A 12266-nucleotide genomic window follows, 5' to 3' on the forward strand; every position below is an offset into this window, starting at 1 on the left:
TTGCGTTTGACTCAAGGCACATGCAGGAACTGGAACGCTCTTGGCGGAAAAGTCTGTGCATCTGCCTCCGTATAAGGTGCCCCGAAGCGCGTGTTTACGGCTCTCCGGCAGGCGAAAAAAGGCGCAACTATTCCGATGCGGGGTTGCGCCGTCTAATGCCGTAAACGCCTACCCTATGCCGAATCGGCATGAGCTTTTTTAAATGAAACTGGCGTCCCAACCGGTTCGAATACGACATTTCGGCAGGCATAAGTGCCGTGAACCGGCCATTACAGCGTAGATTGGTTATTTTTTGAACGAGTGATTTCGACGAAAATTTTCCGAAAAAGCCTACGTTTCGAATCTAAAACGCCGACTGGCTTTATCGACTCTTTCTCGATATACGGTCGCGAGGAAACACCGCGAAATGCTTTTCGCGCGCAGTGTGATCGATAAAAAGATGAGCAGAACGCTCTGGATCAATGTTTTGTCACTTTGAAAGCTCAGCGCAAGTCCGTCGAACCGCTCCGGGTTGGCGAACTTGCGTCGCAGCTTTTACCCTGACCCGGCCCTCATCGCAGGCACTCCCTGTACCCGTAGGTCACTCCGACTCTGCAACAGTCAGAACGTCCCGGCCCCCTGGTCATGCACCGGCCTTCCTCGGGCGGGCGCAATGGAAGGCAGCTGTCGGCTGCCTTCATGTTCAATACCAGTTCGGATCTTTTTTCAGCGTTTCCATCAACAGATCCTGCATGCCCTGATCGGGTTTGCCGAGGAAGCGGTAGGTGGCATGTCGCGTGGGCGACTTGTCGGCCGGCAATCCTTCGGGCACATCGACCAGCATGGCGTAAGCGTGTTTCTTGTCGAAGCTGAACGCGACGATCAAGCGGTGGTTGAGGCATTTGTCCTGCGATTCGCAGAGCGGCCCGACCAGATACTTGTCGCCGTCTTCAGTGACGGCATTCATCTGTTGGTCCGGCGTACCGGAGAGGTTCATCACCCATTCCGGCAGGCGTTCTTCCTTCTTCACCACGCCTTCCCAGGTTTCCCTGTAGTGCGGGTCTGAACTCAGCAGCTCGTTGACCCGCGTCTGGCCATCATTGGCCGCCATCGCCATGGCACTACCGCCCAGAAGCAGGGCGGCTGCCAGTGTCTTTAAAGCACTCATGGTCAACCTCGGCCGCGACGGCCAAAGAAGAACGAGGCGATGAACATCACCAGGAACACGACAAAGAGAATCTTGGCGATACCCGTGGCGGTGCCCGCGATACCACCGAAGCCCAGTACTGCAGCGATGATGGCAATGATCAGGAATGTGATTGCCCAGCTCAACATGGTGATTCTCCTTGTTTCTATTTAGGGGTGTTGCCGGTCTCGGCGCAGCGGCGCCCAGATTCGTGGATCAGAAAACCCAGCGTTCTTCGCGTGGCATGTCGCCCAGCGGCTGCGGCTGGTCGACATCCATCATGCGCATCGCGCCGTTGTCGGCCTGGCTGCTGCTGACGGCACTGAAGTGCGTTTGCGTTGCGTGCTGCATCGAAATCAGGGGCTCGGGTTGCTGACTCTGTTCCCAGCGCTGGTATTGCTGGCAGGCGATCAGGGTGATCAGCAGCGCAAGTGCGCCAAACAGAGCCTGCTGCAGGTGCAGTGGCGAGATACGCATTTGGGCGGCACGTTGGCGAGTCATCCTGGGTTCCTCACTCTTATTCGGTTAGGGCAGTGCATATCTGCCCGGGCTGAGAGAGGTATTGCAGCCTGCATGCCAGCTTTTTTGTTTTAAAAAAACCAATAAAATCAGATAGTTACAAACGTAATGAGAAATCAGGACGACGCATCCTGCACGATGGCTCATCCACGGTCGTGCGAAATGCACGAATGTTTCGTAGGAGAAATCATTCTTTTTGAATTGAGAGCAGGGTGCGGATGTCAGAAAAGGAAGCAGGCAAATGCCTGTAAAACGCCGTTTGTTTAAAAAATCAACAAAATCAGTGAATTAGCCGTGAGGGCAGGAGAGAGCTACCCTGCTATGACTGGAATCGATCAGAATCAACCATGCAACTTGCCCGATTTTTCCGGGACTAACCCAAGACATTCACTTATGGAGCGTAGGAAAAATGGAATCAGCCACTGAGCATCAAGGCCGCATTCTGCTGGTGGACGATGAATCCGCCATCCTGCGAACCTTCCGTTATTGCCTCGAAGACGAAGGCTATACGGTTGCCACCGCCAACAGCGCGGCCCAGGCCGATGCGCTGTTGCAGCGTCAGGTGTTCGACCTGTGCTTCCTCGATCTGCGCCTCGGCGAAGACAATGGTCTCGACGTGCTGGCGCAGATGCGCATCCAGGCGCCGTGGATGCGGGTGGTGATCGTCACCGCGCATTCGGCTGTCGATACGGCGGTGGACGCGATTCAGGCGGGCGCCGCCGACTATCTGGTCAAACCGTGCAGCCCTGACCAGTTGCGCCTGGCGACCGCCAAGCAGCTTGAAGTCCGCCAGTTGTCTGCGCGTCTGGAAGCCCTCGAAGGCGAGATCCGCAAACCCAAGGACGGTCTCGATTCCCACAGCCCGGCGATGAAAGTCGTACTGGAAACCGCGCGGCAAGTGGCGAGTACCGACGCCAATATCCTGATCCTCGGCGAGTCCGGCACCGGTAAAGGTGAGCTGGCCCGGGCGATTCACGGCTGGAGCAAGCGCGAGAAGAAATCCTGCGTCACCATCAATTGCCCGTCGCTGACCGCCGAGCTGATGGAAAGCGAGCTGTTCGGTCACAGCCGCGGCGCGTTCACCGGGGCCAGCGAAAGCACCTTGGGCCGGGTCAATCAGGCCGATGGCGGCACGCTGTTTCTCGACGAGATCGGCGATTTTCCACTGACATTGCAGCCAAAGTTGCTGCGATTCATTCAGGACAAGGAATACGAACGGGTAGGGGACCCAGTCACCCGCCGCGCCGATGTGCGCATCCTCGCGGCCACCAACCTCAACCTTGAAGACATGGTGCGCGACGGTCGTTTCCGCGAAGACCTGCTTTATCGCCTGAACGTCATCACTCTCCATCTGCCACCGCTGCGCGAGCGAGCCGAAGACATCCTGACCCTGGCTGACCGCTTCCTCGCCCGTTTCGTGAAGGAATATGCCCGTCCGGCCCGTGGCTTCAGCGACGAGGCCCGGGAAGCACTGTTGGGTTACCGCTGGCCCGGCAACATCCGCGAGCTGCGCAACGTGGTCGAGCGTGCGAGCATCATTTGCCCGCAGGAGCGTGTGGAAATCAGCCACCTCGGCATGGCCGAGCAACCCGCCAACAACGCGCCGCGCGTCGGTGCGGCCTTGAGCCTCGACGAGCTGGAGAAAGCCCACATCGGCGCGGTGCTGGCGACTGCCGGAACCCTCGACCAGGCTGCCAAGACTCTGGGGATCGACGCCTCGACCCTGTATCGCAAGCGCAAGCAGTACAACCTGTGAGCGCCCGCCGATGAAACTGGCGATGAAGTTGCGGACCCGCTTGTTCCTGAGCATTTCCGCGCTGATCACCGTGGCCTTGCTCGGGCTGATGCTCGGGCTGGTCAGCGTGATGCAAATGGCCGGTACTCAGGAGGCGTTGATCCGCAACAACTTCGTCACCCTCGATCTGGGCCTCAAACTGCGCCAGACCCTGGGCGATCAACTGATCATGATGCTTGCCGAGAAGCCCGATCCGGTGGCCTTCGAAGCGTCCAAGCAGCATTACTTTGAACTGCTCGACGAGGGCATCGCCCAGGAACAGAAGGACGACGGGCGCCAATACGGGTTCAGTCAGGCCAAGGCGGATTATCTGAATTTCCTTCAGGCGTTCGATGTGTCCCGCGACCCGGCTGCGGCCCTGAGCGGTAGCGGCGATCTGCGCGAGCGCTTCAACACCCTGCGCAACGGCTTGATCGCTGAACACAAGCACGCACTGGATAACATCAACTCCGTACAACACGCCGCCCGCGACCGGGCCTTGCTGATTGCCGGCCTGCTCGGGCTGGTGGGGCTGGCGGTGCTGATCATCGGCTTCATTACCGCCCAAGGGATCGCCCGCCGGTTCGGTTCGCCGATCGAGGCGCTGGCGAAAGCGGCGGACAACATCGGCCAGGGCAATTTCGAAGTGACCCTGCCGGTGTCCTCGGCCATGGAAATCAACCTGCTGACCCGGCGTTTCGGGCTGATGGCCGAAGCGCTGCGCGAGCATCAGGCGACCAATGTCGATGAACTGCTGGCCGGCCAGCAACGTTTGCAGGCCGTGCTCGACAGCATCGATGACGGTTTGTTGATGATCGACCGTCAGGGGCATCTGGAGCACTTGAACCCGGTGGCACAACGGCAATTGGGCTGGGACAGTGACCGCTTTGGCGAAGGCCTGGGCACCGCGCTCCAGCGTCCGGAACTGGATGCGCAGCTGCAACTGGTGCTGCGCGGCGGAACCCTTGAGCGCGCGCCGGAAGACTTGAGCATCGAGGTCGACGGCGAGTCGCGGCTGCTGACCTACAGCCTGACCCCGGTCAGCCACACCCAGGGGCATATCCTTGGTGCAGTGATGGTGCTGCACGACGTCACCGAACAGCGCGCGTTCGAGCGGGTGCGCAGCGAATTCGTATTGCGTGCCTCCCACGAACTGCGCACGCCAGTGACCGGCATGCACATGGCGTTCGGGCTGTTTCGCGAACGGGCGAAGTTTCCGGCGGAATCCCGCGAGTCGGATCTGCTCGACACGGTCAATGAAGAAATGCAGCGCCTGATGCAGTTGATCAACGACCTTCTGAACTTCTCACGCTATCAGAGCGGTTTGCAGAAACTCACGCTGGCGCCGTGCTCCATCGAGGATTTGCTGGTTCAGGCGCAATCGCGTTTTGCCGACACGGCGGCGCAGAAGGGCGTGGCATTGAATGTCGAGGTACAGAGTCCGTTACCGCGCTTGCAGGCCGATCAGGCCCAGCTGGATCGGGTGCTGGACAACCTGATCGACAACGCCTTGCGCCATACGGCCCGTGACGGCCTGATCCGTTTGCAGGCACGCCGGCATGGCGAGCGGGTGATCATCAGCGTCGAAGACAATGGCGAAGGCATCGCCTACGGTCAGCAGGGGCGAATTTTCGAGCCGTTCGTCCAGGTCGGACGCAAGAAGGGTGGGGCCGGACTCGGGCTGGCGCTGTGCAAGGAAATCGTCCAGCTGCATGGCGGGCGGATGGGCGTCTATTCGCGGCCGGGGCAGGGCACGCAGTTCTACATGGCGCTGGCGGTCTAGGCTTCGTCGTCCATCCGGCGGCCGGCGAGTCGCCGTCCTCGAGTGATCAGTTCAATGAATTGCACGGCGCTCAAGGCATGGGCGAACAGCCAGCCCTGGCCGAACTTCACGCCTTCACTGCTGAGCAGCGCCGCCTGGGATTCATGCTCGATACCTTCAGCGATCACTTTCAGATCCAGTGCCTGGGCCATGTGAATGATGTGCGGCGCGACACCGCTGCTGGCCGCGTCATGGCCGAGGGCGTCGATGAAGGCTTTGTCGATTTTCAGGCAGTCCACCGGCAGGGTCTGCAGGTAGGCGAGGCTGCAATAGCCGGTGCCGAAATCGTCGATCAGCACTTGATGACCGACATCACGCAGCGCTTGCAGGTTTTCCCGTGCGACCACCACATCAATCAGCCCGCGCTCGGTCACTTCAAACGCAATCTGCCGCGCTGCCACCCGGTGCAGGCTCAGTAGCCGCGCCATGACCTGGCCGATGCGCGGCACCATCACATCGCATGCCGCCAGGTTCACCGAGATGTACAACTGCGGATTGGCTCGCAGCAGTTGGCCCAGTTGTTCGAGCAGGCGCTGGAGGACGAAGTCGGTCATCTGGCGGATCTGCCCGGTGTTTTCCGCCATCGGGATGAACAGGTCGGGACTGGTCAGCGTGCCGTCCGGCCGGCGCCAGCGCAGCAAGGCTTCGGCGCCGACGCAGTTGCGGCTGTCGAGATCGAAGATCGGTTGATACAGCACCTGCAACTCGCCCCGGCGGATCGCTCCGTGAAGCTCGGCGTCCAGAGACTGACGCTGGCGCACGATCCAGAACACCAGAACGCCCACCAGCGCCCCGAGTACCAGACAGAACGGCACCATCCACCACCACAGCTCCGGAATGTGCATGCCCGTGCGCGGACTGATCAGCACCAGCTGATATTCCGGGTTGTCGGTGGGCATGCGATAGATCAGACGCGTCTGGGTGACTTGCAACGCGTCAGTGGATTTAGGTGGCCACGGCTCAGTGGGTGGCCAGGCCTGTGGCACGCCGAGCACCGGAATCGCCCGGGTCCCGTGATCCAGCACCACCAGCAGGCTGCTGTCGGGAGACAGGTCGACCATGTCGGTCAGATGCCCGCGTGAGGTGGCCACGCGAAAGTTGCCGCGGCCGAGCATCAGCGCCGCGCGGTTCTCATCGGGTTCGGTGGTGGTGTTCAGCCAGTAGCTGTAGGTCGGGCCCTTGATGTCCGGCGGGCGGACGACTGACAGGCCTTCCTGGCGCGGGCGGTTGGAGCAGATGCGCGAGTCATCCATGTAGGCGGCTTCATAGACGAAGCGATAGTTGAAGGTCACTTGCTGCAGCGTGGCGATCATTTCGTCATCGCAACTGCGCAGGGGCTGGGCCTCGAGGTCGTCGAGGCTTTCACGCAACTGGCCGAACAATTGCTCGAGGCGAGCCAGGAAGCGCTCGCCTTGGGCATTCATTTCCTGGCTTTCACTCTGTTCGACCTGATGCATGGCCACGAACAGCCCGCCGGTGATCAACAGGCCTGCACTGAGGACAGCCGCCAGCATCGCCAGAAACCACGGACGATAAAACCAGCTACGCAGCGTCTCTCGGGTAGCAACCATATGGATATCCGAAGAATTACCAATGAGTTATAGCTGCTGATTGCGTTTTCGCCCTGACCGTCGGGCGGGCGTCATTATTTTGTCTGATTCAGCACCAGCAGCAACGCTGCCGTTTGCGCATCCGGAGTACCGTCGAAGCGGGAAGGGCGGAAGTGCATCTGGAAGGCTGCGAGGACATGGCGGGTCGCGACGTCCAGCTCGCCGTTCTGCGGCGTTGCGTAGCCCAGGCGCGCCAGTTGCGCCTGGAACCAGCTGATGCTCGGCAGCTCGACGTCGAATCGCACTTGCTGGCGGGCGACGGCTTGCTCATCTGGCCACAAGCCAAGGCCTTCGGCAGCCAGGCGCTTCCACGGGAACAACGGGCCCGGATCAAGCTTGCGCAGCGGTGCGATATCGCTGTGGCCGATGATGTGGTCCGGGCTGATGCCGTTGCGTTTGCTGATGTCCTTGAGCAGGACGATCAGCGACTGTACCTGGGCTTCGCTGTACGGAAACCACACGCGTCCGGTCGGAGTGTCCTTGAAGCCCGGGTTGACGATTTCGATGCCGATGGAGCTTGAGTTGAGCCAGGTACGGCCTTGCCATTCACTTTCGCCGGCATGCCAGGCGCGCAGGTTTTCGTCCATCAGCTTGTAGATCGTGCCTTTCTTGTCGTCGCCGATCAGGTAGTGGCTGCTGACTTCACCGTGGGTCAGCAGTTGCAGCGAACGCTCGAGGGAGGCGGAGGTGTAATGCACGATCACGAACTGCGCGCGGCTGTCGTGATTGGCAGAAGGATGGCTGGTGTCGTAGCGCGGTCCGCTGGCACAACCGGCCAGAATGAGCAGCGACGTGATGAGGGCAAGGAATTTCATGGCAGTACACGCAAGTCAGTAATGCAACAGTGTAACGTACTGACCTGCGTGCGAACGGCAAAAGGGCTGATTTAAATGAAATGGAACAATTGTCTTCAGCCTAGCTCCACCCGGTTGCGACCTGCGTTTTTGGCTCGGTACAGTGCCTGATCGGCTCTTTTGAGCACCAGATCGCTGTGTTCTCCCGGCCTGAACGCCGCCAGTCCCATGGAAATGGTGATCGTGACGCGCTCACCCTTGAAGTGGAACGGACAGGCCTCGATGGACGCGCGCAGGGTTTCCAGCAGTTTGGCGCCGACGGCCGGCGGAGTTGCCGGCAGCAGCAGGACGAATTCCTCGCCGCCGAACCGGGCAATGAAATCGCTGCCGCGCAGGCGCTTGCGCAGCACCGTGGCAATGATCTTCAACACTTTGTCGCCGGCCAGATGGCCGTAGTTGTCGTTGATCCGCTTGAAGTGATCGAGGTCGAGCATGGCCAGGCTCAGAGTATTGCCATGCTGCTGCCATTGGGCGATTTCGTGGTCGAGCCGCTCGCTCCAGGCGGCGCGGTTAGGCAGGCCGGTGAGCGGGTCAATCAGGGCTTTCTGGCGCTGCTCTTCAAGGTGCTCGCGGTAGCCGAGGGCCTCCTGCTCCATGTGCGCCACCCGTTCGGCCAGGCTTTTCAGGCGCCCAGCCACTTCCTGCTCACGGGCGTCGCGCTGTTTCTGATGCTGGTCCATCGTGCCGAGCAGACCTTCGAGGTGGTTTTCCAGAACCTGCTTGAGGTCGTCCAGGTCCGCCGCTTCCTGCACGCTGGTCTGCAGGCCATCGACCTGTTCACGGATCTGCGTGTCCATCGCTCGCGCCGCCGAACTGTTGTCGGCGTGACCTTCGCTGGCAGCCTGCAGGTTGCTCTGGAACGCTTCGAGGCGTTCGTTGAGTTGTTGCAGATAAGCTTCGAACTCGTGCTGGCCACTGTCGGTGATGGCCAGCATCAAGGTCGCCAGATCGTCGAGGATCGGTAGCAGTTCGTACCAGTTCAGGCCATTTTTCAGCCGGTCGCGCATGGCTTCGGCTTGCGGGCGGTGGCGCTCAGGCAGGGTCAGGTCGTCCAGCAGGCCGATCAGCGTGTCTTCTATGTGCTTGGCCACCGAGCTGTAGGAGGGTTCGGGCGAATCCGGCAGGGCATAGAGAATGTCTTGCTCGGGTTGCTCCGGGTCGATGGCCGCCAGGGCCTGCGCGATGGGCTCGGGCAGGGGCAGGCTGTCGAGGAAGACCGGAGGCGGGTTGTCGCCGGGGTGGATCAGTTCGTCAGGGTTGAAGGCCGCAGGCGTTGCTGGCGCGAAGACCGGAGGTGGCGTGAAGGCTTGCGGCTCGGGTTCTGGCTCGGAGGGGGCCGGTTCGCTGGGAGACGGAACGACTTCTGTGCGGATCCGGGCAGGCTCGAAGGCGACCACTCCCGGCTCTGCAACAGGCTCGGGTGTTGCTATTGGTGCTGAAGCTTGCAGTGGCGCGGCCAGAGGTGCGGTGACCGGTGCTTCACTGACGGTGGCAATGGCTGCCGGTTCGGCGATTGCAGCGGGCGCTTCTGGCATTTGCGCGCTTTCAGGCGCGGCGGGCGGTTGCTCTGGCTGAGCGGCCGGAGTGATCACGGCAGGCTGAGCTACAGATGCAGGCGTTTCCTCGCTGTCGCGGCTGCCAAACAGGCGCTGCAACAACCCAAGACGTCCCGGTTCCGCCGGCGTCTCCAGTTGGCTCAGGGCCTTGCCCTGCAAACCGCTGAGTTCGCTCAGCAATAACGGCATTTCCCGGGCCTGACTGACTCGCCCGTCGAGCTGCTTGGCGAATTTCTTCAGTGGCTGCGCGACATCTCGGGGCAGAGGTAGCGATTGCAGCTGAGCCACCAGCGAGTTCAGCGCGGTGCTGACCTGCTCGATCCGGGTTTCACGACGCTGCTCGGAGTCGAGCACAGCTTTTTCAAGGCGTGGCAACAGGGCGGCGAGGCCGGCATCCATGTCGTCGGTGCGCACCACATCGCGCATTTCCTTCATGCATTGATCGACCACGCGATCGGTGCCTTCCGCCGCGAGCGTGCTACGCACCAGGCCGCGACGCAGCAGGTCGAGCCGGGCGTCCCATCGACGTTCGAGCTTTTCCTGTTGTTCGATGCTTTTGAGGTATTTCTCTTTCCAGCGCTGGGCTTCGTCGCTCATTCAGGCGTTCCGCGAGGGGCAGGACTCAACGCGGGCAATGCATCGGCCGTGAGCGAACCCGGCAGACGAATCTCTACCGCGACGGGCAGGTGATCGGAAATCGGTTGGGCCAGCACTTCGACCTTTTCCAGCGTCAGGGTCGGGCTGAGCAGAATATGGTCCAGGCAGCGCTGCGGGCGCCAGCTGGGGAATGTCGCTTCGAGTTGCGGGGCCAGCAGGCCGAGGTCGCGCAAGGGCGAGTGTTGCAGCAGGTCGCTGGCGTGGGTGTTCATGTCGCCCATCAGCACCTGATGCTTGTAGCCGCCGATCAGCTCGCGGATATAGGCCAGTTGCATGGTGCGTACCCGGGCGCCGAGCGCCAGGTGCATCATCACCACCACCAGCGCCTCGGGACCTTCGCCAAAGCGCACCAGGATCGCCCCGCGACCTTTCGGCCCCGGCAGCGGATGGTCCTCGATCGCCCACGGGCGCAGGCGACTGAGCACGCCGTTGCTGTGCTGGGCCAGTCGGCCAAGGTTGCGATTGAGTTGTTGATACCAGTAGGGGAAGGCGCCGAGGTGGGCCAGGTGCTCGACCTGATTGACGTAGCCTGAGCGCAGGCTGCCGCCATCGGCTTCCTGCAGGGCGACCAGGTCGAAGTCGCCGAGCAGATTGCCGATCTTCTGCAGATTGCCGGAGCGGCCGGGGTGCGGCAGCAGATGCTGCCAGCTGCGGGTCAGGTAGTGCCGATAACGCTCGGTGCTGATGCCGACCTGGATATTGAAGCTGAGCAAGCGCAAACGGCTGTCTGCGGGCAGGCCCGTGGACTCCAGGTGATGCTCGTTGACCTGCGGATCATGCAGGCCGACGAGTCGTTCGGTTCCCCAGCGGCGCATGGCGATTGCCGCGCTTAGTTGGAGGCTGCCTTGTTGGCCGCTCGCTCTTTGGCGACCAGTTGGTCAGCCAGTTTCAGAGCCTCTTCGGCACCACCGGCAGAGCCGATGTCAAAGCGGTATTTGCCGTTGACGATCATGGTTGGAACGCCGGAGATTTCATATTTCTTGGCCAGTTCGCGAGCCTTGACGATCTGGCCCTTGATGGCGAAGGAGTCGAAGGTGGCCAGGAACTTGTCCTTGTCCACGCCCTGAGTGGCGAGGAAGTCGGCCATGTCATTCTTGTCGGTCAGCTTCTTGTGCTCTTTCTGGATCGCGTTGAACACGGCAGCGTGAACGCTGTGCTCGACGCCCATGGCTTCCAGGGTCAGGAACATCTGACCGTGTGCGTCCCAAGGGCCGCCGAACATGGCAGGAATGCGGACGAAGTTGACGTCGGAAGGCAGTTTTTCAACCCATGGATTGATCACGGGTTCGAAGGCGTAGCAGTGCGGGCAGCCGTACCAGAACAGTTCCACCACTTCGATCTTGCCAGGCACGGCAACCGGAACCGGATTGCTCAGCTCGACGTACGGGGCAGCAGGTGCTTCGGCAGCCTGGGCGGTTACGCCGAACAGGCTGGCAGCGACGAGAGCGGCGCTGATGATCAGATTACGCATGCTTTACTCCTGGACAATTTTGTTCGCCTCGCGCGGGCTGTTTTCAGACAGATCCTGGCGGGCATGAGTTCTGTAGTGTAACGGCAGCGGCCACAAAAAAGGGCGGCCAAAGCCACCCTTTTTATACTTCATGCAACGGATTAATCGAGCGTTAACGTGGCAGGCGTTGCCCTTCGCGCGCAACGCTCGAATCACCATCGCAGGTCTGGCCTTAGTGCAGGCCTTGAATGTAGCTGGAGACCGCCGCGATGTCCTCGTCGCTCAGCTTGCGAGCGATGGTGCGCATGGTCATGGCATCGCCGTCGTTGTTGCGACCGGCTTCTTCCTTGCGGAAATCGGTCAGCTGTTTGGCGATGTATTGAGCGTGCTGGCCACCCAAGTGCGGGAAGCCGGCGGCGGCATTGCCCGCGCCGTTCGGCGAGTGGCAACCGGTGCAGGCTGGCAGGCCTTTTTCCAGGTTGCCGCCACGGAACAGGGCTTCGCCGCGAGCGACGATCTTCGGATCGGCGGCGCCGACGCTGCCTTTCTGGCTGGCGAAATAGGCGGCGATGTCGGAGAGGTCCTGATCGCTCAGGTTGGTCAGCAGGCCGGTCATTTCCAGAACGGTGCGCTTGCCCGACTTGATGTCGTGCAGTTGCTTGGTCAGGTAGCGTTCACCCTGGCCGGCCAGTTTTGGAAAGTTTGGCGCCATGCTGTTGCCATCCGGGCCATGGCAGGCCCCGCATACGGCAGCCTTCGCCTGGCCTGCGGCGGCATCGCCTGCAGCATGGGCGAAACCTGAGATTCCCACGGTCAACAGCAGACTCACGATCAGTTTGTTCATCAGCTAATCCAACTA

Annotated in this window: 11 protein-coding genes; 2 read left to right on the top strand and 9 right to left on the bottom strand. The window is 61.1% G+C overall.

The window, feature by feature from the left end; genetic code table 11:
* Positions 1-682: 682 nt before the first annotated feature.
* The 3 genes from DLD99_RS00235 to DLD99_RS00245 all read right to left on the bottom strand — a co-directional run bounded on the left by DLD99_RS00235 (position 683) and on the right by DLD99_RS00245 (position 1666).
* Positions 683-1147: an inhibitor of vertebrate lysozyme family protein gene (locus tag DLD99_RS00235; RefSeq protein ID WP_085713053.1), complete on the bottom strand. Its 465-nt coding sequence runs from the start codon at positions 1145-1147 to the stop codon at positions 683-685.
* A gap of 2 nt (positions 1148-1149) precedes the next feature.
* Entirely contained in the window at positions 1150-1314 is a 165-nt protein-coding gene (locus DLD99_RS00240; protein ID WP_003177151.1) for a DUF1328 domain-containing protein, read from the bottom strand.
* Between the two features lie 67 nt (positions 1315-1381).
* Positions 1382-1666, bottom strand: a complete 285-nt coding sequence (locus DLD99_RS00245; RefSeq protein WP_114880880.1) for a hypothetical protein — start codon at positions 1664-1666, stop codon at positions 1382-1384.
* A gap of 427 nt (positions 1667-2093) precedes the next feature.
* On the opposite strand from DLD99_RS00245, the gene algB reads away from it, so the two are divergent.
* Together algB and DLD99_RS00255 are read left to right on the top strand one after the other, a co-directional pair.
* A complete protein-coding gene (gene algB / locus DLD99_RS00250) occupies positions 2094-3440 on the top strand; it encodes a sigma-54-dependent response regulator transcription factor AlgB (RefSeq protein ID WP_025112294.1) in 1347 nt (448 codons plus the stop codon).
* 10 nt (positions 3441-3450) lie between these two features.
* On the top strand, positions 3451-5241 hold the full coding sequence (locus DLD99_RS00255) for a KinB sensor domain-containing domain (RefSeq protein ID WP_114880881.1): 1791 nt from the start codon (positions 3451-3453) through the stop codon (positions 5239-5241).
* Here DLD99_RS00255 and DLD99_RS00260 read toward each other — a convergent pair.
* The 6 genes from DLD99_RS00260 to DLD99_RS00290 form a co-directional block, all read right to left on the bottom strand.
* The gene (locus DLD99_RS00260; protein ID WP_114880882.1) at positions 5238-6851 is read right to left on the bottom strand and encodes an EAL domain-containing protein; all 1614 of its coding nucleotides are present in this window, start codon (positions 6849-6851) and stop codon (positions 5238-5240) included. The two genes, DLD99_RS00255 and DLD99_RS00260, sit on opposite strands and share 4 nt — an antisense overlap.
* Positions 6852-6925: 74 nt before the next feature.
* A complete protein-coding gene (locus DLD99_RS00265; RefSeq protein WP_114880883.1) occupies positions 6926-7705 on the bottom strand; it encodes an N-acetylmuramoyl-L-alanine amidase in 780 nt (259 codons plus the stop codon).
* 95 nt (positions 7706-7800) lie between these two features.
* A complete protein-coding gene (locus tag DLD99_RS00270) occupies positions 7801-9897 on the bottom strand; it encodes a GGDEF domain-containing protein (protein WP_114880884.1) in 2097 nt (698 codons plus the stop codon).
* Positions 9894-10772 (bottom strand): endonuclease/exonuclease/phosphatase family protein, encoded by an 879-nt coding sequence (locus tag DLD99_RS00275; RefSeq protein ID WP_085713047.1) that lies wholly within the window; start codon positions 10770-10772, stop codon positions 9894-9896. The genes DLD99_RS00270 and DLD99_RS00275 overlap by 4 nt, the downstream gene beginning before the upstream one ends.
* Positions 10773-10786: 14 nt before the next feature.
* Complete coding sequence (locus DLD99_RS00280) at positions 10787-11428, bottom strand: thiol:disulfide interchange protein DsbA/DsbL (RefSeq protein ID WP_114880885.1); 642 nt, start codon at positions 11426-11428, stop codon at positions 10787-10789.
* A 211-nt stretch (positions 11429-11639) separates the two neighbouring features.
* Positions 11640-12251 carry a c-type cytochrome gene (locus tag DLD99_RS00290; protein ID WP_065260178.1) on the bottom strand — a complete coding sequence of 204 codons (612 nt, stop codon included), beginning with the start codon at positions 12249-12251 and terminating at the stop codon, positions 11640-11642.
* Between the last annotated feature and the right edge of the window lie 15 nt (positions 12252-12266).

Origin of the sequence: Pseudomonas kribbensis, from assembly GCF_003352185.1 — a bacterium.
Classification (GTDB): domain Bacteria; phylum Pseudomonadota; class Gammaproteobacteria; order Pseudomonadales; family Pseudomonadaceae; genus Aquipseudomonas; species Aquipseudomonas kribbensis.